Source organism: Actinomadura sp. 9N407, assembly GCF_044326315.1.
Lineage (GTDB): Bacteria > Actinomycetota > Actinomycetes > Streptosporangiales > Streptosporangiaceae > Spirillospora.
In genome coordinates, this window is record NZ_JBIRAW010000038.1 from 23,250 (window position 1) to 45,100 (window position 21,851).

21 protein-coding genes are annotated in these 21,851 nt (G+C 72.2%); 10 read left to right on the plus strand and 11 right to left on the minus strand.

Translation table 11 applies throughout. The annotated features are described in order from the left end of the window. Positions 1-71: 71 nt before the first annotated feature. Entirely contained in the window at positions 72-650 is a 579-nt protein-coding gene (infC, locus tag ACH34Q_RS39735) for a translation initiation factor IF-3 (protein WP_395988417.1), read from the minus strand. 506 nt (positions 651-1,156) lie between these two features. Here infC and ACH34Q_RS39740 point away from each other — a divergent pair. Beyond that, a complete protein-coding gene (locus tag ACH34Q_RS39740) occupies positions 1,157-1,948 on the plus strand; it encodes an NUDIX domain-containing protein (protein WP_395988357.1) in 792 nt (263 codons plus the stop codon). Between the two features lie 21 nt (positions 1,949-1,969). After that, positions 1,970-2,935, plus strand: a complete 966-nt coding sequence (locus ACH34Q_RS39745; protein WP_395988358.1) for a PfkB family carbohydrate kinase — start codon at positions 1,970-1,972, stop codon at positions 2,933-2,935. Here the strand turns inward: ACH34Q_RS39745 and ACH34Q_RS39750 are convergent. Continuing rightward, positions 2,924-3,652, minus strand: coding sequence for an HIT family protein (locus ACH34Q_RS39750; protein ID WP_395988359.1), 729 nt, complete (start codon positions 3,650-3,652; stop codon positions 2,924-2,926). The two genes, ACH34Q_RS39745 and ACH34Q_RS39750, sit on opposite strands and share 12 nt — an antisense overlap. Positions 3,653-3,820: 168 nt before the next feature. Here ACH34Q_RS39750 and ACH34Q_RS39755 point away from each other — a divergent pair, with 168 nt between their 5' ends. After that, a complete protein-coding gene (locus ACH34Q_RS39755) occupies positions 3,821-5,200 on the plus strand; it encodes a prenyltransferase/squalene oxidase repeat-containing protein (protein ID WP_395988360.1) in 1,380 nt (459 codons plus the stop codon). 21 nt (positions 5,201-5,221) lie between these two features. On the opposite strand, the gene ACH34Q_RS39760 is transcribed toward ACH34Q_RS39755, so the two are convergent. From ACH34Q_RS39760 to ACH34Q_RS39790, 7 genes are all read right to left on the minus strand, one after another. Further along, positions 5,222-6,073 (minus strand): shikimate dehydrogenase, encoded by an 852-nt coding sequence (locus tag ACH34Q_RS39760; protein ID WP_395988361.1) that lies wholly within the window; start codon positions 6,071-6,073, stop codon positions 5,222-5,224. After that, positions 6,073-7,404: an endolytic transglycosylase MltG gene (mltG, locus tag ACH34Q_RS39765; protein WP_395988362.1), complete on the minus strand. Its 1,332-nt coding sequence runs from the start codon at positions 7,402-7,404 to the stop codon at positions 6,073-6,075. The genes ACH34Q_RS39760 and mltG overlap by 1 nt, the downstream gene beginning before the upstream one ends. Next, positions 7,401-7,859 carry a Holliday junction resolvase RuvX gene (gene ruvX / locus ACH34Q_RS39770; protein ID WP_395988418.1) on the minus strand — a complete coding sequence of 153 codons (459 nt, stop codon included), beginning with the start codon at positions 7,857-7,859 and terminating at the stop codon, positions 7,401-7,403. The genes mltG and ruvX overlap by 4 nt, the downstream gene beginning before the upstream one ends. Before the next feature lie 46 nt (positions 7,860-7,905). Next, positions 7,906-10,575 (minus strand): alanine--tRNA ligase, encoded by a 2,670-nt coding sequence (alaS, locus tag ACH34Q_RS39775; protein ID WP_395988363.1) that lies wholly within the window; start codon positions 10,573-10,575, stop codon positions 7,906-7,908. 2 nt (positions 10,576-10,577) lie between these two features. Continuing rightward, positions 10,578-10,895, minus strand: coding sequence for a hypothetical protein (locus tag ACH34Q_RS39780; protein ID WP_395988364.1), 318 nt, complete (start codon positions 10,893-10,895; stop codon positions 10,578-10,580). A 22-nt stretch (positions 10,896-10,917) separates the two neighbouring features. After that, a complete protein-coding gene (locus tag ACH34Q_RS39785; protein ID WP_395988365.1) occupies positions 10,918-11,337 on the minus strand; it encodes a DUF948 domain-containing protein in 420 nt (139 codons plus the stop codon). Positions 11,338-11,578: 241 nt separating this feature from the next. Beyond that, positions 11,579-12,838 (minus strand): replication-associated recombination protein A, encoded by a 1,260-nt coding sequence (locus ACH34Q_RS39790; RefSeq protein WP_395988419.1) that lies wholly within the window; start codon positions 12,836-12,838, stop codon positions 11,579-11,581. Positions 12,839-13,083: 245 nt separating this feature from the next. Here ACH34Q_RS39790 and ACH34Q_RS39795 point away from each other — a divergent pair, with 245 nt between their 5' ends. From ACH34Q_RS39795 to ACH34Q_RS39810, 4 genes are all read left to right on the plus strand, one after another. Continuing rightward, positions 13,084-13,536, plus strand: a complete 453-nt coding sequence (locus ACH34Q_RS39795; RefSeq protein WP_395988366.1) for a hypothetical protein — start codon at positions 13,084-13,086, stop codon at positions 13,534-13,536. Between the two features lie 66 nt (positions 13,537-13,602). After that, positions 13,603-14,202, plus strand: coding sequence for a DUF3105 domain-containing protein (locus ACH34Q_RS39800; RefSeq protein WP_395988367.1), 600 nt, complete (start codon positions 13,603-13,605; stop codon positions 14,200-14,202). Further along, the gene (locus ACH34Q_RS39805; RefSeq protein ID WP_395988368.1) at positions 14,199-14,870 is read left to right on the plus strand and encodes a DUF305 domain-containing protein; all 672 of its coding nucleotides are present in this window, start codon (positions 14,199-14,201) and stop codon (positions 14,868-14,870) included. The genes ACH34Q_RS39800 and ACH34Q_RS39805 overlap by 4 nt, the downstream gene beginning before the upstream one ends. A 49-nt stretch (positions 14,871-14,919) precedes the next feature. After that, entirely contained in the window at positions 14,920-15,492 is a 573-nt protein-coding gene (locus ACH34Q_RS39810; RefSeq protein ID WP_395988369.1) for a TIGR03086 family metal-binding protein, read from the plus strand. A gap of 23 nt (positions 15,493-15,515) precedes the next feature. Here ACH34Q_RS39810 and ACH34Q_RS39815 read toward each other — a convergent pair whose 3' ends face one another. After that, positions 15,516-16,793, minus strand: coding sequence for a DUF349 domain-containing protein (locus ACH34Q_RS39815; RefSeq protein WP_395988370.1), 1,278 nt, complete (start codon positions 16,791-16,793; stop codon positions 15,516-15,518). Positions 16,794-16,824: 31 nt separating this feature from the next. Continuing rightward, positions 16,825-17,604: a peptidylprolyl isomerase gene (locus ACH34Q_RS39820; protein WP_395988371.1), complete on the minus strand. Its 780-nt coding sequence runs from the start codon at positions 17,602-17,604 to the stop codon at positions 16,825-16,827. Between the two features lie 327 nt (positions 17,605-17,931). Between ACH34Q_RS39820 and ACH34Q_RS39825 the strand changes: the two genes are divergently transcribed. The 3 genes from ACH34Q_RS39825 to aspS all read left to right on the plus strand — a co-directional run bounded on the left by ACH34Q_RS39825 (position 17,932) and on the right by aspS (position 21,726). After that, positions 17,932-18,669 (plus strand): MBL fold metallo-hydrolase, encoded by a 738-nt coding sequence (locus tag ACH34Q_RS39825; protein WP_395988373.1) that lies wholly within the window; start codon positions 17,932-17,934, stop codon positions 18,667-18,669. 136 nt (positions 18,670-18,805) lie between these two features. Further along, positions 18,806-19,948 carry a histidine--tRNA ligase gene (gene hisS / locus ACH34Q_RS39830; RefSeq protein WP_395988420.1) on the plus strand — a complete coding sequence of 381 codons (1,143 nt, stop codon included), beginning with the start codon at positions 18,806-18,808 and terminating at the stop codon, positions 19,946-19,948. Beyond that, a complete protein-coding gene (gene aspS, locus ACH34Q_RS39835; protein WP_395988374.1) occupies positions 19,945-21,726 on the plus strand; it encodes an aspartate--tRNA ligase in 1,782 nt (593 codons plus the stop codon). Before hisS ends, aspS begins: the two co-directional genes overlap by 4 nt. Positions 21,727-21,851: the final 125 nt, after the last annotated feature.

The window sequence follows — 21,851 nt, forward strand, 5'->3', positions numbered from 1 at the left end:
TCCCGCGAGCGCGGGATCAGGGCGGGGCGGTCGCGGACGGCCGCCCCGTTCCGGCCCGGCGGGGCCGGGACTCAGACGGCGCTGGGGCCGACGTCGTGCTCCGCCTTCGCGGCGGCGCGCTCGGCCTTGGCCTCCGCCTTCTTCTTGTGCGGTCCGAGCACCATGATCATATTCCGGCCGTCCTGCTTTGGCCGCGACTCGACGAAGCCGAGGTCCTCGACATCGTCGGCCAGCCGCTGCAGCAGCCGGAAGCCCAGCTCAGGCCGGGACTGCTCACGACCACGGAACATGATCGTGACCTTGACCTTGTCCCCGGCCTTGAGGAACCGGACCACGTGACCCTTCTTGGTCTCGTAGTCATGCGGGTCGATCTTGGGCCGGAGCTTGATCTCCTTGATGATCGTGTGCGCCTGGTTCTTCCGCGCCTCACGCGCCTTCATCGCTGACTCGTACTTGAACTTGCCGTAGTCCATGAGCTTCGCGACGGGCGGGCGCGCGGTCGGCGCCACCTCGACCAGGTCGAGGTCCGACTCGCGGGCGAGTTCGAGGGCCTTGGCGATGGGAACGATGCCCACCTGTTCGCCGTTCGGGCCGACGAGCCGGACCTCGGGCACGCGAATGCGGTCGTTGATACGCGGTTCAGCGCTGATGGGACCTCCTTGGGGCCGTTCTCACGACTTGTGCGACCGGTCGTACCCCGGGCCTTCCATACGAAAAGCCCCGCACGACTCGCATGCGGGGCCACCTCCGGCCGTCGCCGACGCCGTCCGGACGCCTGAGCATCCGCGACGACGGCGGATCGGGCGCCGCGACGCCCGTACGCCGGACCGAAACCCACCGGCCTCGACTGGCCGGTCAGGTGGGAGATGGCCTCCGCTTGAGCGCCCCGGGCGGGTGCATCACGGGGATGTCCGCACAGGGCCGGTCGGTTATTCAGCCTATCACCTGCGGGGCCTTACCGTGACCCGCGCCGTGGGGCCGTGAAGGGCCGCCACGCCCGCTCACGCCGGAGCGGAGCGGAAGGGACGGCAGGGACGGGGGTACGTGACGGTCACAACATGCCGCCGGGGCCGTTCATTCCCCGTGCCGGGGATCATTGTTACCGTGGTCACAGCACGGACCGCCGGGTTCGGTAGCACGGAAAGACTCCTTCGCTATGCCCGCATTCAGGACCGATGCCCCACTACCCAGTGCCCTCACCTCACCGCAGCCGAGGCTGGAGTTCGCGCAGAAGGCGTTCATCACCGACCGCGACCGGCTGCTGATGGTCCGCAAGGCCCCGTCCGATCCGCACCACCCCGGGCGCTGGGAGGTGCCCGGGGGCCGGCTGGAGGTGGCCGGCGACCTCGATCTGGACGAGCACATCCGGCGCGAGGTCTGGGAGGAGGTCGGCCTCAAGATCGAGCCGGGCCCGCCGTTCCATCTCTGGCAGTGGTACATGCCCGACCGCCGCGACCGCCGGAGCCGGCGGCCCGTCCGCGGCGACCGCGCCGACCACCGCGAGCCGGGCGCGTTCGGCGAGCGCGCCCGGGCGATCCGGGTGGTGGCGGCCGCGCGGCTGTGCCGGCCGGTCACCCGCGAGATCACGCTGGAGAACCAGACGCCGGGCGACCATCTGGTGGACCCCACCTGGGTGCCGCTGGCCGAGATCGCCGCCTACGACCTCATCCCGAGCCTGCGCCCGGTGATGCGGGCGTTCCTGCTGATGCATCCGGAGGCCGCCCCGCCGCTGAACTCCCTCGCCGACGCCCTCCCGGACGCCGTCCCCGGGTCGATGTCCGCCGGCCTGTCCGAGTCCCTGTCCGATCCGCTGCCCGAGTCCCTGCCCGATCCGCTCCCCGATCCGCTCTCCGATCCGCTGTCCGAACCCTTGTCCGAGCGGCCGCCCGAGCCACTGCCGGAGCGGCTGCCCGGCTCCTTCCCGCCGGGTGCTCCGGCACCCGGCTGACCCCGCGCACAGCCCCCCGCCATGGACATCATCGAGACTCCCGCCCGTTCACCCGCCGACTGGCCCGGCCTCGACGGGATCGCCGAGCGCCGGTTCCGCCTGCTGGCGATCGGCGACGTCCGGATCGAGGTCCGCGCGACGCTGCCGGACCTGCGCTTCACCGAGGTCACCGCCGACCGGCTCGCCTACGCGCCCGCTCGGGCCATGGTCGCCGGGACGGCGGTCAACCTCGCCCGCGCGGCGGCCGGCTACTTCAAGCGCGCCGGCGTGCTCGCCCGCGTCGGCGACGACGACTACACCCCGGTGATCCGGCGCGAACTGCGCCGGCTCGGGCTGCGCGACCTGCTCCGCGTCGAGCGGGGCGCCGCCAACGGCGTCACCGTGATGCTGCGCGACGGCGTGGCGCCCGGCCGCGCCCACGGGGTCAGGCTGCTGGTGGCCGAGGAGGACACGCCCAACCGCCGCCTGTCGGAACGGGACGTGAACGCCGCCGCGGGCGAGATCCGGCGCGCGGACGTGCTGTTCCTCGACGGGTACGCGCTGCTGTCGCCGGTCTCGCGCGGCGCGCTGCTGCGGGCGGCGGAGATCGCCCGCCGGCACGGCACGCTGGTCGCGTTCGACCTCGTCCCGCACGACATCGACGCCCGGCTGCCGGCGCCCGAGGTGATCCCCCTGCTCCGGCTGGCCGACGTCGTGTTCAGCGAGGCGCCGACGCTGGCGCGGCTGCTCGGCCGGCCCGCGACGATGACCTGCTCCGCCGAGGTGCGCGAGCTGCTGCCCGTCATGGACGAGACCGTGCCCGGACGGCCGCTGTGGCTGCTGCGCTACGGCGCCAGTTCGCTCGAACAGGCTCTCGCGTACCAGCGGGACGGGCTGCGACTGGAGTACGCGACCGGCTACGACGACAGCGTGGAACGGGCCGGGTTCGGTGACCGGTTGGCCGCCGGCGAGCTGTTCTGGTGGCTGGCGGCGCGGTCAGGCCGCTGAGACCTCTTCCTCGCCCTCGTCCTGGTGCGCCGCCGCCAGTGCGGCACGCAGGTCACCCAGAGTGTGCAGGAAGCGCGTACGGCTGCCCGGCAGCCCGAACGACTCCTGCCACCGCCACGCACGGCCGCCCGCGTCCTGGTCGTAGACGTTCCTGGCCGCCCAGCGCAGGAACTGGCTCGGTACCCCGTCGCCCGGATGGACCGTCGCCTCGCCCTCCTCCTCCACGAGCAGGTAGGAGTGGCCCGTACCGAAATGGGCGCGTACGGCATCGCGGGTGGCGGCGGTGCCGTGCAGGCCGCGCTCCTCCAGGACGGCCCGTACGCTCCGTACACCCGCGCGGGCGGGCAGCAGGTGCCAGTGGGCGTGGTCGATGCACGCGCCCCCGCCCTGCGGCGTTCCGGGGCCGTGCTCGAACATCAGCAGGTCATCGCTGCCGTAGGCGGCACGGTAGACCCTTGCGACACGGTGACGCCATTGCCACGCCTTGGCCCACAGACCCTTCCCGAAGGCTCCGGCACACTGGAGATGCCTCGCCGTCACCAGCAGCACGTGCCCTTCGACCAACGGAGCCAGATCCGGCATGAGGAAGAAGTCGTCGTCGGCCGCGAGGACGGCCGGCGCCCCCGGGAGGTCCGCCATCGCGTTGAGCCGGAACCGCAATGGCGGGCAGAGGACGCAGTCCTGTCCCGCCTCCTGCCCCGCCGCCTGCTCGTCCATCCTGTCCTCCCGCGGATCGCCGGTGCCCCCACCTGGGGTTCTCTCCCGTGTCTCTCAGTGAACGTGCCCGGGAATGGCCGCCGGACCGTACGGGCACGGATAGAGCCACCAGACCAGTGAGGTAGAGAACTCAACCGAACGGGCACATAGCCATAAAAGGCGGTAAGCGTGCAGCACTCCCCCCTCGTCCGCAGGTTGGCGAACCCTCCGGCCCCCCGGCCACCGGCCGTGGACATGGCCGTCCTCAACGCGCGCCTGGACGAGTCGTTCGACGTCCTGCGCGACTCCTACGCGGTGACCGACGGTAACGGCGACGGCGGCGGCGGTTGGTACCACGACCTGACCCGCCCCGAGCCGGGCACCACCGCCACCGCGCTCGGGCTGCTGGCGTTCAGCGAGGCGCGGCGGCCGTTCGAGCACTTCGACGAGGGGCTGGCCTACCTCGCCGCGCGGCAGACCGCCTCCGGTGACCTGCTCAGGGACGGCGGCTGGGCCACCAAGACCAGCCTCGGCATGCCGGTCGTGGAGGCGACCGCGTGGATCGCCAGGTTCCTCGCGCGGGCGCGCTGCGACCTGCGCGAGGACGCGCCCGACGTGCGGCGCGCGTACCGCTGGCTGCTGCGCAACCAGAACCCCGACGGCGGCTGGGGCTCGCTGCTGGGCTGCCCGTCCCGGGTCTGGCTGACCTGCCTGGCCCTGCGCGCCCTCACCCAGCTCAACCCCTACGATCCCGCGGTCGAGCGGGGCGTGGAGTGGCTGACCGCCGACCGTACCGCCGACCGGCCGGGCTGGGGCCCCACGTCCTCGGCGGGCCCGACCGTCACGCACACGTCGTTCGTGCTGGTGACCCTCGCCGAGGCACGGCCCGGGCACCGCGACGAGCGGCTGCTGGCGGCGCACGACTGGCTCCGCGAGCACCTCGACCCCGACGACGAGCACACCTGGATCGAGACCTACGACGTGTCACCCCACGGCGCCGGGTCCAAGCCCGTGTGGCGGCTGGCCCTCTGGCACCACGGCCTGCCCCTGGCGCTGATGGCGCTGCTGCGCGACCCGCGCGGCCCGTCCGGCCCCACGGTCGCGCGCGCGTTCCAGACCCTCGTCAAGGGCAAGGTGACCGCACCCCGCTGGAACGGCTACCCGGGCAGCGGCCGCACGTCCCTGTGGACGCTGTGGTGGCGCATGGAGGCGCTGATGGAGCTGGGCCGGCTGCCGCTGCTGCGTCCCAAGGACGTGCTGCACTGGATGCCGGACGCGACGATCGTCCAGCGCGAGCACGCCCGGGACCGCCCGCTGGCCGCCCTGCTGCCCGAACGCCCGCGCGTCGACCTGGTCGCGCTGTTCAAGCGCCACTGGACGATCCTCGTCCTGTGCCTGGTGGCCGTGGGCAGCCTCGGCGGCGTCGCGAGCGGCGTGTGGGGCTGGAAGGACTTCTGGCTCAGCGTCATCCTGCCGATCGTCCTGACCACCACCCACGAGGCGATGAAGCGCCGCCGTCCTCCCCCGGCGCCCGCGCCCCAGCCGTCCTCCCAGCGCACCTCGGTCTGACCGGGCCGCGAACGTCCCGGATCAGAAGCGAGGGGCGATCGGGGCCGGCGGCTCGGTGATACGGCGGGTCAGCTCGGCCTCTCCGGCGGCGCGCATCGCCTCGACCGGCACGTCGTCGCGGCCGGTCATCAGCTCCACCTGCCGCGCGGCCTGGTGCAGCAGCATGGCGAAGCCGCCCACGACCGTGCCGCCCGCCCCCTCGACCGCCGACGCGCACGTCGTCGGCCACGGTGCGTACACCACGTCGAACAGGGCCGCGCCCGAGGCGGCGATCTGGCCCGCGAACGGGTCCGCGGCGATGCCCGGCAGGGTCGAGATCACCAGATCGGCCGTCAGCAGGTCCGGCAGCCGGTCCAGCGAGCCGATCCGCAGGTCCAGGCCGAACCGCTTGCCCACGGCCACCGACTCGGCCGCCCGGTCGGGATTGCGGACCGCCAGCCCGGCCTTGGTCAGCCCCAGCTCGGCCAGCGCCGCCAGCGCCGAGGCGGCCGTGGCGCCGCCGCCGAGCACCAGCGCAGAGCCCGGCGCCCCGAGGCCCGCCTCGGCCAGCGCGGCCACCATCCCGTGCACGTCGGTGTTCTCGCCGTGCCGGCGGCCGTCGCGGACCACGATCGTGTTGGCGCCGCCGACCTCGACCGCCAACTGCGACACGCTGTCGACCAGTTTCAGCGCGGTGCGCTTGAGCGGCATCGTCAGCGAGAGCCCCGCCCACTCCTCGTCCAGGGACTCCAGGAACCCCCACAGGCCGGTCTCGTCGCACTCGTAGGCGTCGTAGCTCCAGCCGTCCAGCCCCATCGCCGCGTACGCCGCGCGGTGCAGCACCGGGGACAGCGAGTGCTCGATCGGCTTGCCGAGCACGGCGGCCCGCGTCACTAGTTACCTCCATTGGCCGCGAGATACGCTTCCAGCTTCACCCTGAGCCGGTTGAACTCGGCCTCGGTCGTGGCGAACTCGGTGATCCGGTTCTTCGGGTCGGTCGCCACGAAGAACAGCCAGGTGCCCGGCGTGGGCTCGAACACCGCGTCGAAGGCGTCGGCACCGGGGTTGCCGATCGCGCCCGGGGGCAGCCCCGGGTAGTTGTAGGTGTTGTACGGGCTCTTGGACTTGATGTCCTGGCTGCTGGCGACGATGCCGAACTTGCCCAGCCCGTACAGCGTGGTGCTGTCGAACTTCAGGAACATCGGCACCGGCTCGTGCTTGAGCCGGTTGTAGATCACCCGGGAGATCTTCGGCATGTCCTCGGGCTTGCCGCTCTCGGCCTGGATCAGGCTGGCCATCGTGACCGCCTTGGTGGGGGTCATGTTCGCCCGCTCCGCCCGTCCGACCAGATCCGAGTCCGAGGCGTACTTGTTGAAGCGGTCCACCATCGCCTTGAGGATCTCCTTGGCGGACGCGTTGGGGCTCAGGCTGTACTGGCCCGGCAGCAGATAGCCCTCGATCTTGCCGTTGGCGTACTCGGGCAGCCCGAGCCCGGTCGGCTTGGCGACGACCCGCTTGAAGTCCTTCTCCGGGATACCGGTCTTCTTCGCCAGCTGCACGACCAGCTGGGAAGCGCGCAGGCCCTCCGGGATCGTGATCTGGTTGCCGGACCGCGACTTGGGGTCCAGCAGCAGCCCCATCGCCGAGGCCGACGACATCCGCTTGCGCATCTGGTAGAAGCCCGGCTGGATGCTCGGCGCCTTGGGGTTCTTGCCGTACACCTCCAGGAACGCCGCGGTGCTCTTGACGACGTCGTTCTGCAGCAGCGTGCCCGCGATGGCGGAGCCGCTGTCGCCGTCCTTGATCTGGACCGTGACGTTGCCCGCTCCCGCGCCCTCGTAGTCGGGCGGGTTCAGCCGCTTGTCGACCCACACGTACCCGAACAGCCCGCCGATGCCCACGACCGCGACCAGGAACGCCATCGCGAACAGGAACGCGGCCTGGCCGTTGCGCGCCCGCTTGCGCTGCCGCCGGCGCTGGACGCGCGGGGCCCCGCGATCGCCACCGCCCCGGCCACCGCGCCCGGACGGGCCGCCGCGACCGCCGCGCCCGCTCCCGCCACCACGGCCACCGCCACCACCACGACCACCGCCGCGGCCGCCACGGCCGCCGCCACCACGACCACCGCGGCCGCCATGGCCACCGCGCTGGTCCCGCTGGTCGTACGGCTCCGCGCCGTACTGATCGGAGCCGTGGGGATCTGAGAAGAGGTCCAAGTCGTTCATGAGCTTCCCCGGACGATCTCGCCTGGGGCCCGGCCCGTCAACCTCTCCCCGTCCAGAGCCGCCTGGAGCAGTACCGCCGCGGCCGCCTGATCGACGACCCGCCGCCGGGCCTGGCCGTGGACTCCGCCCGCGCGCAGCCCGCTCTCGGCGGTGACCGTTGTGAGCCTCTCGTCGTACAAGCGAACCGCCTCAGGAGGAAGGAGGCCCGCCAGCCGGGCCGCGAACTTGCGGGCCGCCTCCGCCGCCGGGCCCTCCCGGCCCGACAGCGAGGTCGGCAGCCCCACGATCACCTCGAGCGCCTCGTGTTCGCTCGCGAGCGACACCAGCCGGCCGAGGTCCCCCTTACCCCGTTTGACCGTCTCCAGCGGCGTGGCGAGGATCCCGCCGGGATCACTCCGCGCCACCCCGATCCGGACCGTCCCCACATCCACCCCGAGCCGCACGCCCTGTCTCATGGGCTCGCTCTCGTTCATGGGCTCGCTCCGCTCGCCGGGGCCGGGCTCACGCGGCCCCTACGGTATGTTCGACGGCTGCCAGCGCGTCGGTGATCGCGCCGGCGTTCGCGCCGCCGCCCTGGGCGAGGTCGTCCTTGCCGCCACCGCCGCCGCCGAGTGTCTTGGCGGCGACGCCGACGAGGGCGCCGGCCTTGAGGCCGCGGTCACGGGCGCCCTCGGTGACGGCGATGACCACGACCGGGCGGTCCTTGGGCACGCCGACCACCATGACCACGGCGGGCTTGGCGGCGAGCCGGCCGCGGACGTCGGCCGCCAGCTTGCGCAGGTCGTCGGCGCCGGTGCCGTCGGGCGCGCGGTGTCCCACGAACGCCACGCCGTTGACGTCCGCAGCGCCGTCGGCGAGGGAGCCGGCGATCGCCAGGACCTGCTGGGAACGCAGCCGCTCCAGCTCCTTCTCGGCGTCGCGCAGCCTGGCGACGACACCGGAGATCCGCTCGGGCAGCTCGTCCTTGCGCGCCTTCATCTGCTCCGAGAGCTGCGCGACCAGCACGCTCTCCTTGGCCAGGAAGCGGAACGCGTCGATGCCGACCAGTGCCTCGACGCGGCGCACGCCGGCGCCGATGGAGGCCTCGCCCAGCACCTTGACCAGGCCGAGCTGGCCGGAGCTGCCGACGTGGGTGCCGCCGCACAGTTCGCGGGAGTAGTCGCCGACCTCCACGACGCGGACCTCGTCGCCGTACTTCTCGCCGAACAGCGCCAGCGCGCCCATCGCGCGGGCCTGGTCGATGGAGGTGTGGAACGCGCGGACGTCGAGGTCGTTGATCAGGACGTCGTTGACCTCGTCCTCGACGTCGCGGAGCACGCTGACCGGGACGGCGCCGGAGGCGGTGAAGTCGAACCGGAAGCGGCCGGGCGAGTTCTCCGAACCGGCCTGCGCCGCCGACTCGCCCAGTGCCCGCCGGAACCCGGCGTGCACCATGTGGGTCGCGGTGTGCGAGCGGGAGATCGCGCGGCGGCGCTCGACGTCGATCTCGGCGAGCGCGGTGTCACCGGAGCGGGCCTCGCCGGTACGGACCCGGCCGCGGTGGACGATCAGGCCCTTCAGCGGGGACTGGACGTCGGTCACCTCGATCTCGGCGCCGTTGCCGGTACGGATCACGCCGTGGTCGGCGAGCTGTCCGCCGCCCTCGGCGTAGAACGGGGTGCGGTCGAGCACGACCTCGACGTCGGTGCCCTCGCCGGCGGCGGGCACGTTGGCGCCGTTGACCAGCAGGCCGACGAGCCGGGCCTCACCGAGGACGTCGGTGTAGCCGGTGAAGTCGACCTTGCCGCCGGCGCCGCCGAGCAGCTCGTCCAGGATCGAGACGTCGAGGTTGCCGGTCTTCTTGTCGCGCGCGTCCTTCTTGGCCCGGTCGCGCTGCTCGGCCATCAGCCGGCGGAAGCCCGCCTCGTCCACCCGCAGGCCCTGCTCGGAGGCCATCTCCAGGGTCAGCTCGATCGGGAAGCCGTAGGTGTCGTGCAGCTTGAACGCCTGGTCGCCGGCCAGCGCGGGCCGGCCCGACCCGCGGGTGTCGGCGACCGCCTGGTCGAAGATCGCGGTGCCGGTGCGCAGGGTCTGCAGGAACGAGTCCTCCTCCGCGTCGATCACCGTGTGGATGTTGGCGGCGGTACGGACCAGCTCGGGGTACTGCTCGCCCATCGCGTCCACGGCCACCGCGGTCAGCTCGTGCATGAGACCGGCGTCCTGGCCGCCCAGCAGCCGCAGGTTGCGGATCGAGCGGCGCAGGATGCGGCGCAGCACGTAGCCGCGGCCCTCGTTGCCTGGCCGGATGCCGTCGGCGACCATCATCGTCCCGCTGCGCACGTGGTCGGCGATGACCCGCAGCGACACGTCGCCCCGCTGGTCGCGGCCGTACGCGGCGCCGGTCAGCTCCGCCGCGCGGGCGAGGACCTTCCACAGGGTGTCGGTCTCGTAGATGTTGTCGACCCCCTGCAGGATCGCCGCCATCCGCTCCAGGCCCATGCCGGTGTCGATGTTCTTGGCCGGCAGGTCGCCCGCGATGTCGAAGTCGACCTTGGTACGGACCTCGCTGAGCTGCGACTGCATGAAGACGAGGTTCCAGACCTCCAGGTACCGGTCCTCGTCGACGACCGGCCCGCCCTCGCGCCCGTGCTCGGGGCCGCGGTCGTAGTAGATCTCCGAGCAGGGCCCGCCGGGGCCGGGCACGCCCATGTGCCAGTAGTTGTCGGCCAGCCCGCGGCGCTGGATGCGCTCCTCGGGCACGCCCACCTTGTCCCGCCACAGGCCGGCGGCCTCGTCGTCATCGGTGTAGACGGTGACCCACAGCTTCTCCTCGGGGAAGCCGAACCCGCCGTCGGCCTGGGGCCGGGTGAGCAGCTCCCAGGCGAAGGGGATGGCCCCCTCCTTGAAGTAGTCCCCGATGGAGAAGTTGCCCAGCATCTGGAAGAACGTGGCGTGCCGGGTGGTCTTGCCGACCTCCTCGATGTCCGGTGTCCGCACGCACTTCTGCGCGCTGGTCATCCGGACCGCCGGCGGGGTGCGCTGGCCGAGGAAGTACGGCTTGAACGGCACCATCCCGGCGTTCACCAGCAGCAGCGTGGGATCCTCGGCGATCAGGCCGGCCGACGGCACCACGGTGTGCCCGCGCTCTTCGAAGAAACCGAGGAAGCGGCGTGCGACCTCTGCCGACTCCATGATCAGTGGCCATCCTTGTCGTCGTCGATGATGGTGTAACGCGCCTTCAGGACCCGGCGCCGGGGGCCGTCGAGCTCGGGCGGGGCCTGGTCCATCGCGACCGCCTCCCGCAGCTCGATCTCCCGGGCTCGCATCTCGGTACGGACGTCGAGGGCGAAATGCCTCAACCGGCCGCCCGCGTCATGCCCGGCGGTGACCGCGCGGGCCGCCACGCCCTCCGGCGACCAGGTGCGCGCGAAGCGCTCCACCTTTCGCTTGACCCGGTGGGTGGCGTAGACCCCCGCGCCGGCGCCCACGCCGAGCCAGAAGAGCCTCTTCATTGTGCCTCGCTTCGGCCGGCGCTCATCTGCGCCCCTTGCCGGACGAGCGGTGCTGCAGTTCCCGGCCGTTGCTCTCGCGGGCCTGCCCGTCCTCGGCCCTGCTGGTCAGGGCCTTGCGCACCCCGTAGGAGAACGCCGCCGCCTTCACCAGGGGGCCGCCGACCACGGAGGTCATGACGGTCGTGACGGCCGAGACGTTCTGGGTGACGCCGGCGACCTGCTTGGTGATGACGTCGGTACGGCCGAGCTGCTCGTTGGCGCGGTTGACCGTACGGGTCATGTCCTCCAGCAGGGGCCCGGCCTGCTCGCCGAGGTCCGAGACGAACTCGCTCGCCTCCTTGAGCAGGCGGGCGAGCTTGAGCAGGGTCAGAGCGAGGAACGCGACCAGGATCGCCCAGAACACGGCCACGATGAGACCCGCTAGCTGTCCACCAGTAAGCATCAGGGTTTCCGTTCGCTGCGTGCGGCTCGGGTCTCGGCCCGGTCCGGGCTCGGTCTGGAGAGACCTTACCGTGGGTACCGGCCCTGGCCGTGCGGGGTCGGATGCCCCGCTCGCCCTCCGCGGCGGGCCTCGCCGTGACCGGCTGGCGCCCCGGGACCCGAGGTGTTCTGGGCAATCTACCGGGCCTGGCGGCCCGATGTCGGGAGCACCGGCCACGAAGATCGGATCGGCCCGGGCGGCCCTACCCGTCGCCCTTGCCCCACAGTACCGACCGGATGCGCGACAGCACCTCCGAGAACCGCGCCTCGGCCCCGTGCCTGGTCGGCCGGTAGTAGCGGCGGCCGTGCACGGTGTCGGGGGCGTACTGCTGGCGGACGACCCCGCCGGGATGGTCGTGGGCGTACTTGTAGCCCTGCCCGTGCCCGACCTTGGCCGCGCCCTTGTAGTGCGAGTCGCGCAGATGGCCGGGCACCGCGCCGGCGTCACCCTTCTTCACGTCCGCGATCGCCGCGTCCACCGCCATGATCACCGCGTTGGACTTGGGCGCCAGGGACAGATGGATCACCGCCTGGGCCAGGTTGATCCGGGCCTCGGGCAGCCCGACGTAGTCGACCGCCTGGGCGGCGGCGGTCGCGGTCTGCAGCGCGGTCGGATCGGCCATCCCGATGTCCTCGCTGGCGTGCACGATCAGCCGGCGGGCGATGAACCGCGGATCCTCGCCCGCCTCGATCATGCGGGCCAGGTAGTGCAGCGCGGCGTCCACGTCGCTGCCCCGGATGCTCTTGATGAACGCGCTGATCACGTCGTAGTGCTGGTCGCCCTCGCGGTCGTAGCGGACGGCGGCCCGGTCGACCGCCCTCTCCAGCACGTCCACGTCGATCGCCCTGCCCTCGGGAACGACCAGGGCGCCGGCCTCCAGGTAGGTGAGGGCGCGGCGCGCGTCGCCACCGGCCAGCCGGATCAGGTGGTCCTCGGCGGCCACGTCCATCGTGATCGCACCGCCGAGCCCGCGCTCGTCGGCCAGCGCGCGCCGGACCACCTCGCGCAGCTCGTCCTCGCCGAGCGGCTCCAGCGTGAGCAGCAGCGAGCGGGACAGCAGCGGGCTGATCACCGAGAAGAACGGGTTCTCCGTGGTGGCGCCGATGAAGGAGACCCAGCGGTTCTCCACCGCGGGCAGCAGCGCGTCCTGCTGGGCCTTGTTGAAGCGGTGCACCTCGTCGACGAACAGCACGGTCTGCCGGCCGGCCATCCCCAGCTCGCGCCGGGCCAGCTCGATCTCGGCGCGGACCCGCTTCACCCCGTCGCTGACCGCGGAGATCTCCACGAACCGGCGCCGGGTGGCATGGCTCACCACGGTGGCCAGGGTGGTCTTGCCGGTGCCGGGCGGGCCCCACAGCACCAGCGACATCGGCACGTCCCGGTCGACCAGCTGCCGGATGGGCGTACCGGGCCCGAGCAGGTGCTGCTGGCCGACGACCTCGTCCAGCCCCCGGGGCCGCATCCGTACCGCCAGCGGCTCCTCGGCCCCGCCCCGCGAGTAGGAGGCCCCGGTGGCTCTGGCGGCCTCCACCGCCGGGTCGTCTTGTCCCTTCAGGGGAGACGACCCCCCTGTACCTCCCGGGTGCTCGAAGAGTCCTTCCGGTTGTCCGGGTTCTGCCCTGCTGGTCACGCTCCGACACTATCTCCCCGTACGGACAGTCCCGGCGCCCCCGGGCACGGATAAGATCTGCCCGTGGGAATCGGAGCATGACGAGGGGACGCGGGATCACGCGCCCGCGCCGTGGGCCCGCCGGGCTGCTCATGGCGCTGTTCGTCGTGGCCGGACTCATGTTCAGCTACGGCCTCGGGCACGGCCCGCCGCGCGATGTGTGCACCGCGCATCTGGTGAGCGTCCCGGCGGACGTCGCCGCCGCGATGGCCGGCACCACCGCCGCCGCTCCCGGCGCCGCGGCGTTCAGTGCCCCCGCGTTCAGTGCCCCGGCTTTCACCGCCCCGCTGGACCTGCCTCCGATCAGCCCGGCGGACGCCGCGTGCGTGTGCCTGGCCGTCCTGCTCGGTCTGATGGCACTGGGCCTGGCCTCCAAGCGCCGGGGAGCGGGCACCCTGCTCTCGCGCAGTACGCGCTCGTTCCTGCCTCCGGCGGGCGAACCGCCCTTCCTCGCACTCTCCCTCGCCTCTCTGCAGGTGCTCCGGCTGTGACAGTCAGGCCCGCGCGGCCCTGATTCCAGTCGTTTCCGAGTACCCGGCCCGAGAGGGAGCCTCAGCATGTCCAAGAGCGCCAGAAACCGCGCCCAGCGCACCCAGAAGAACGTCCTGACCAAGCGCGAGGTCCCCTGGGGGAGCATCGCGTTCTTCACCGTCATCGGCCTGGTGGCGGTGGTGGCGATCGGCTGGGCCTTCGTCCAGAGCCGCCCCGCCAGCGCGGCCATCGAGGGCCTGATCGAGAAGGACGGGCTCGGCCAGGAGCACACCAGCGGGACCGTCCGGTACGAGACCACCCCGCCCATGGGCGGTGACCACGACCCGGCCTGGCAGAACTGCGACGCCCGCGTCTACGACAGCCGGCTCCGCAACGAGAACGCCGTCCACTCGCTGGAGCACGGTGCCGTCTGGATCACCTACCAGCCCGGCCTGGCCGCCGCACAGGTCGACAAGCTCGGCGGCAAGGTGAAGAACACCGACTACACCATGATGAGCCCGTACCCCGGCCAGGACTCCCCCATCATCCTCACCGCGTGGGGCAAGCAGCTGAAGCTGCAGGACGCCTCGGACCCGCGCGTGGACGTCTTCCTGCGGTCGTTCGTGAAGGGCCCGCAGACGCTCGAGCCCGGCGCTGCCTGCAGTGGCGCGAAGGACACCCCTTGACCGAGGGGCACGCATCGCGGGGACGGCGGGTCACCGTCGTCCTCGCGGTGCTCGTCCTGGTCGCCGCCGGGGCCCTGGTCGTGCAGGCGCTGCTGCCCGGCAAGCCGGGGACGAACGGGCCCGAGGCGGGGTTCGCGCGGGACATGAGCGTCCATCACGCCCAGGCGGTACGGATGTCGTTCCTGGTCCGGGACGGCACCGACGACGAGCGCGTCCGGCTGCTGGCCTACGACGTCATCAACACCCAGTCGGCGCAGATCGGCATGATGACGGCCTGGCTGGACGAGTGGGAGCTGCCCAAGGCCGATCCGGCGGGCCCGATGCGCTGGATGCAGGGCCATGCGGGCCACGGCACCGGAACGGCCTCCCCCGGCAGTGCAGGCGGCCCGGGCAGTACAGGCACCACGGGCGGCACGGGCGGGATGCCGGGCATGGCGACGCGGGAGCAGCTGGACGAGCTGGCGAAGTCCTCCGGCCGCGACGCCGAGGTGCGCTTCCTCCGGCTCATGATCGCCCACCATCAGGGCGGCCTGCACATGGCCGAGGCGGTGCTGGCCCGGACCGATCATCCGCGGGTGCGGCGGCTGGCCCGGACCATGGTCGGCGGGCAGCGGTCAGAGATCAACCTCATGACCGGCATGCTGCGCGAGCGGGGCATCGGCACATAACCGGCGATACCGCTTGACAGCGGACGCCGATCGCGGGTCACTGGCCACCATGGCTCAGGACCTCAGCGGGTACCACCGTTCGCTCGATCTGTTCGAGGGCATCCTCGGCGCCGTGCCCCGGGACCGCTGGTCCGCCGCCTCGCCGTGCGCGCGCTGGACGGCCCGCGAGGTGGCCGGGCACGTGATCGGGGGGCAGTACGCGATCCTGGCGCTGGCCACGGGACGGCCGGCGCCGGACGCGAACGAGGCGCCGGCCCGGTACGCCTCCGGGGACGCGCTGTCGGCCTGGAGCACGGCCCGCAAGGAGTGCGAGGCCGCGCTCACCCCGGAGGCGCTGCGCCGCCCGATCCCGTTCGGCACGCTGGGCGAGCCGCCGCTGATCGACTTCCTGGGCGCGTACGTGCTGGAGCCGCTGGTGCACTCCTGGGATCTGGCCCGCGCCGCCTGCCTGCCGAGCCGGCTCGACCAGGACCTGGTCCACCACGCGTTCGCGACCGCGCACGTGCTGGCGGCGGATCTGCGCGCGGCCGGACGGCTGGGGCCCGCGCTGGTCCCGCCGCGCGGGGCCGACGAGCAGACCCGGCTGCTGGCCTTCCTCGGCCGTACGGCCGACAACCCGTAGGACAGGGGCTGTGAAAGTACCGCTCAGGAGAACTCGGCGAGCGTGCGCTCGGCCTCTTCCAACCAGGCGCGGCGGGCGCTGAGGGCTTCCTCGGCGTCCTTGATCGCCTTGTCCCGGCCCGCGTTGCGCGCCTTCGCCAGCTCCTTCTCCAGCCGCTCGATCGAGCCGCGCAGCTGGGCGACCGTGGCCTCGGCACGGGCCCGCGCCTCGGGGTTGGTCCGGCGCCACTCGTTCTCCTCGGCGCCGCGCACGGTCTCCTCGATCTTGCGGAGCCGGCCCTCCAGCCGGTCCCGCTGGTCGCGCGGCACCATCCCGGCGGCCTCCCAGCGCTCCTGGATCGAGCGCAGCGCCTGCCGGGCCTGCCGGACGTCGCGTACCGGCAGCAGCCGCTCGGCCTCGGCGAGGATCTTCTCCTTCTCCTCGGCGTGCACCCGCAGCTCGGCGTCGCGTTCGGCGAACGTGGCGGCGCGGGCCTGGAAGAAGACGTCCTGGGCGCCCTTGAACCGGGCCCACAGGTCCTCCTCGACATCGCGCGAGGCGCGCCCGGCCAGCTTCCAGCGGCGCATCAGGTCGCGGTAGGCGGACGCGGTCTCGCCCCAGTCGGTGGAGCCGGTCATCGCCTCGGCCTCGGCGACCAGGCGCTCCTTCTCACGGCGGGCCTCGTCGCGCTGGTCGTCCAGGGTGGCGAAGTAGGCCTTGCGGCGCTTGGTGAACGCGTTGCGCGCGCCCGACAGCCGCTTCCACAGGGCCGTCTCGGTGGGCCGGTCGATGCGGTCGGCGGCCTTCCACTCCTCCACCAGCAGGCGCAGCCGCTCGCCGCCGTTCTTCCAGTGCGTCTCCTCGACGGCGATCCGCTCGGCCTCGGCGACGATCCGCTCCTTGATCTCGCGGGCCTCGTGCCGGGCGTGCTCGCGCTGGGCCTTGACCTCCTCGCGCTTGCGGCCGACCTGCGCGGTGAGGGCGTCCAGCCGGCGCAGCAGGCCGTCGAGGTCGCCGACCGCGTGCGCGTCGGCGACCGCCTCACGCAGCCGGGCGACGCTCTGCTGGGCCTGGGCCGGCTGCAGGTCGGTGGTGCGGAGCCGCTGCTCGAGAAGACCGATCTCGGTGGCCAGCCCGTCGTACTTGCGCTTGTAGTAGGCCAGGGCCTCCTCCGGCGCGCCGGCCTGCCAGGAGCCCACGACACGCTCGCCGTCCGACGTCTTCACGTAGACGGTGCCGTCCTCGTCCACCCGGCCCCAGGGATCGGTCGCGCTGGACACGCTTGCCTCCTGAATCGCGGGCCCGATCGTGTTCACGACCATCGGGCCCTCCACACCTTAGTATCCCGTTCGCCTATTTCCCGGCGATCGCGACGCTCTGGATCTCGACCTTCTTCTTCGGCGGCCCGGTGCCGTCCTGGCCCGGCTTGGTGACGCCGGCCTTGGCGACCTTCTCCAGCATGTCGAGACCCTTGGTGATCTTGCCGAACACCGTGTAGCTGGGGGGCAGCTGCGAGTCCCCGTACACCAGGAAGAACTGGCTGCCGTTGGTGCCCGGACCGGAGTTGGCCATGGCGATCGTGCCCTTGGGGTACGTGGCGCCCTCGATGTTCTCGTCGGCGAACTGGTAGCCGGGTCCGCCCATGCCGCTGCCCGTAGGGTCGCCGCACTGCAGCATCTTCAGGCCCTCACTGGCCGACAGCCGGTGGCACTCGGTGTCGTTGAAGTACTTCTGCTGCGCCAGGTAGGTGAACGAGTTCGTGGCGCAGGGGGCCTTGGCCCCGTCCAGGGTGATGCCGAGATCGCCCTGGCTGGTCTTCATCGTCGCCTGGACGGGTCCCGTGTTCACGGGCTTGGCCGGGGGCGTACCGAGGTCCTTGGGGGCACCCTTGTCATCGGCGGCCTTGGTGTAGGCGCAGCCGTCGGCCTTGGCCTGGGGCTTCACGGTGTCGGACTTGTCGTCCTCGCCGGTGAACGCGACGAAGCCTCCCGCACCTCCGGCGACGACCACGACGGCGGCCACCACACCGATGATCTTGATGCGGCGCGCGCGGGCCTCCTGCGCCCGGCGGCGCTGCTGCTGACGCTCATAGCGCTGGCGCGCGAGCTCCTTCTTGCGGTCCTTACCCGCCACGTGCCTAGCCTCCGGTGATCTGGGGAACGTGCAGCGCATAGTAGCGGTCCGCGGAGACCGGCGGGACCCGCCGCGGGCCGCCGTTACCACCGCCCGTCCGCGCCCGGCGCCCGCGGGGGCGCCGACACGGCGATCGGCGGATCTCGTTCGCGGTGGCCATGGCCGCGCCGGTACCCTCGAAGCCACCGCGCGGGTGGCCGGGTGTGGCCCGGCCGCGGCGCGAGGCCCACAAGCTCCGGGGACACGTCCGCCAGGGATACGGCTCCCGGGACGAATCCCAGTGATATTCCAGTGAATCGGCCTCAACGGCCTGAAGGAAGGACGACCGTGCTCGTCGCCGGGTTCCCAGCCGGATCGTTCGCCGCGAACTGCTACGTCGTGGCACCCGCCGCGGGCGAGGAATGCGTGATCATCGACCCCGGCCAGGACGCCGAGGCCGGGATCGACGAGCTGCTGCGCGAGCACCGGCTCAAGCCGGTCGCGGTGCTGCTCACGCACGGCCATCTCGACCATGTCTGGTCGGTCGCGCCGGTCTGCGGGGCCCGCGACGTCCCGGCCTACATCCATCCGGACGATCGCGAGCTGCTCACCGATCCGTCCAAGGGCCTGTCGCTGCAGGCCGGCCAGCAGCTGTTCGGCGGGCTGTCGCTGAGCGAGCCCGACGACGTCCGCGAGCTGTCGGACGGCGCGGTCATGGAGCTGGCGGGGCTCAGCTTCACCGTCGACCACGCCCCGGGCCATACGCCCGGGTCGGTGACGTTCCGTACACCGCCCACGGAGGAGATCCCCGACGTGATGTTCACCGGGGACCTGCTGTTCGCGGGGTCGATCGGGCGCACCGACCTGCCGGGCGGCTCGTACGAGTCGATCCTCGCCAGCCTGTCGCGGGTCTGCCTCTCGCTGCCCGACGACACCGCCGTCCTGCCCGGCCACGGCCCGCAGACGAGCATCGGGCGCGAGCGTTCCACCAATCCTTTCCTCTCCGGGCTTTCGGGGGGCACAGGGGGATCGTCTCCCCTGAATGACACGGCTGTGCCGGCCGACGGTCCCGACAAGGGATTCTGACCAGAGGGATCATGAGTTCGAGCTTTCAGGCCCCCAAGGGGGTCAGTGAATACGTTCCGCCGCGCGCGGACCTGTTCTCGGCGACCGCCAGGCGTTCGCCGAGCGGGCCCGGCTGGCCGGATACGGCTATCTGGAGCTGGCGGTCTTCGAGGACACCGACCTGTTCAGGCGGGGCGTCGGCGAGTCCACCGACGTCGTCAGCAAGGAGATGTACACCTTCGAGGACCGCGGCGGCCGCTCGCTGACGCTGCGCCCGGAGTTCACCGCCGGGGTGCTGCGGTCGGTGCTGGAGAACGGCCTGCACAAGCGGGGCGGGCTGCCGGTCAAGGTCTGGACGACCGGGCCGGCGTTCCGCGCCGAGCGTCCCCAGCAGGGCCGCTACCGGCAGTTCTACCAGCTCGACCTGGAGGCGATCGGCAGCGAGGACCCGCAGGTCGACGCCGAGACGATCGCGATCGCGGCCGGCTGGTACCGCTCCCTCGGCCTCACCCGGGTGCGGCTGCTGCTGAACTCGCTGGGCTGCCGCGAGTGCCGGCCGGCCTACCGGGCGCGGCTGCAGGAGTTCCTGCGCGGGCTCGACCTGGACGAGGCCACCCGGGCGCGGATCGAGATCAATCCGCTGCGGGTCCTGGACGACAAGCGCCCGGCGGTGGCCGACCAGCTGGGCGGGGCCCCGCTGATGGCCGACCACCTGTGCGAGGGCTGCAAGGCCCACCACGACCGCGTCCGGGAGCTGCTGGCCGACCTGGGCATCGCCTGGGAGGACGCCCCGCGCCTGGTGCGCGGCCTCGACTACTACACCCGCACGACCTACGAGTTCGACCACCCGCTGCTGGGCGCCCAGTCGGGCATCGGCGGCGGCGGGCGCTACGACGGGCTGTCGGAGGACATCGGCGGTCCCCCGCTGCCGGGCATCGGGTTCGGGCTCGGCCTGGACCGGACGATCCTGGCGCTGGAGGCCGAGGGGGCGGAGTTCGCCGCCCCGCCGCGCTGCGAGGTGTTCGGTGTCGCGCTCGGCGAGGAGGCCGAACGGAAGGTCTTCTCCCTGGTCGACGAGCTACGGCGGGCGGGGATCGCGGCCGACATGGCCTTCGGGGGCAAGCGGCTGAAGGGCGCCATGAAGGACGCCGACCGGTCCGGGGCCCGGTACGCGGTGATCCTCGGTGAGCGAGATATCGCCGCCGGGTCCGCGCAGGTGAAGGACCTGGAAGGCGGCGAGCAGGCCGCCGTGCCGTTCCCCGAGATCGTTACCACGTTGACGGAAAGGCTTAAACGATGATCCGCTCGCATGAGGCGGGGACGCTCCGCAGGGAGCATGCCGGGCAGCAGGTCACGCTGGCCGGCTGGGTGGGCCGCCGCCGCGACCACGGCGGCGTCACGTTCATCGACCTGCGCGACGCCTCCGGCACCGCGCAGGTGGTGTTCCGCGAAGAGGACACCGCGCACGACCTGCGCGCCGAGTACTGCGTCAAGATCACCGGCGAGGTCCGGGTCCGGCCCGCGGGCAACGAGAACCCCGACCTGCCCACCGGTGACATCGAGGTCGTGGCGGGCGACATCGAGGTGCTCTCGGAGGCCGCGCCGCTGCCGTTCCCGATCGAGGGCGACGTCAACGTCAACGAGGAGATCCGGCTCAAGTACCGCTACCTCGACATCCGCCGCGAGGCCGTGGCCAAGACGATGCGGACCCGTTCGCACGCCTCGTACCTGGTGCACGAGATCATGCACCGGCACGGCTTCGTCAACGTCGAGACGCCGACGCTGACCCGCTCCACGCCCGAGGGCGCCCGCGACTTCCTGGTGCCCGTACGGCTCAAGCCGGGCCACTGGTACGCGCTGCCCCAGTCACCGCAGCTGTTCAAGCAGCTGCTGATGGTGGGCGGGCTGGAGCGCTACTACCAGATCGCCCGCTGCTACCGGGACGAGGACTTCCGCGCCGACCGGCAGCCGGAGTTCACCCAGATCGACATCGAGATGTCGTTCGCCGAGCAGGACGACGTGCTGGCGGTCGCCGAGGACCTGGTGCGGCGGCTGTGGCAGGAGATCGCCGGGTACGAGATCCCCGAGATCCCCCACATCACCTACGCCGACGCCCTGTCCCGGTACGGCTCGGACAAGCCCGACCTGCGGTTCGGCACCGAGCTGACCGAGATGACGGAGTACTTCTCGGGGACCTCGTTCCGGGTCTTCCAGGCCCCCTACGTCGGCGCCGTCGTGATGCCGGGCGGAGGGTCCCAGACCCGCAAGGAGCTGGACGCCTGGCAGGACTGGGCCAAGGCGCGCGGCGCCAAGGGCCTGGCGTACGTGCTCGTCCAGCAGGACGGCACGCTCGGCGGCCCGGTCGCCAAGAACCTGTCCGACGAGGAGAAGGCCGGGCTGGCCGCGAAGACCGGCGCCGTGCCCGGTGACGCGATCTTCTTCGGGGCCGGCAAGCCGCACGCCACCCGCGAGCTGCTCGGCGCCGCCCGGCTGGAGATCGGCCGGCGGTGCGGGCTGATCGACGCGTCGGCCTGGGCGTTCTGCTGGGTCGTCGACGCCCCGGTCTTCGAGCCCGCCGAGAACGACAAGGGCGAGCAGGTCGGCTGGACGTCGGTGCACCACCCGTTCACCGCGCCCAAGCCCGAGTACGCCGACGACTTCCAGGACCGGCCCGGCGAGGCGCTCGCCAACGCCTACGACATCGTCTGCAACGGCAACGAGATCGGCGGCGGCTCCATCCGCGTGCACCGCGCCGAGATGCAGCAGCGGGTCTTCGACGTGCTGGGGATGTCCAAGGAGGAGGCCGAGTCCAAGTTCGGCTTCCTGCTGGAGGCGTTCAAGTTCGGCCCGCCCCCGCACGGCGGGATCGCGTTCGGCTGGGACCGCATGATCATGCTGCTGGCCGGCCAGGACTCGATCCGGGACGTGATCGCCTTCCCGAAGGCGGCGTCCGGGTACGACCCGCTCACCGCCGCGCCGACCCCGATCACGGCGCAGCAGCGCCGGGAGGCGGGCATCGACGCAAAGCCCGAGAAGAAGGCCGAAGGCCAGGACGGGCAGCGGGCTCCGCAGGAGTGATCATCGTTCGCTGAGCAGGGGCCGGTCCCTCGGGGCCGGCCCTTGCCGCCTTACGGGGGCTAGGGCTTGTCTCAAAGTGGCCTCAGCCACCGCGCGAGCGCGTTACCCGGCCGGAGAGGCAAAGC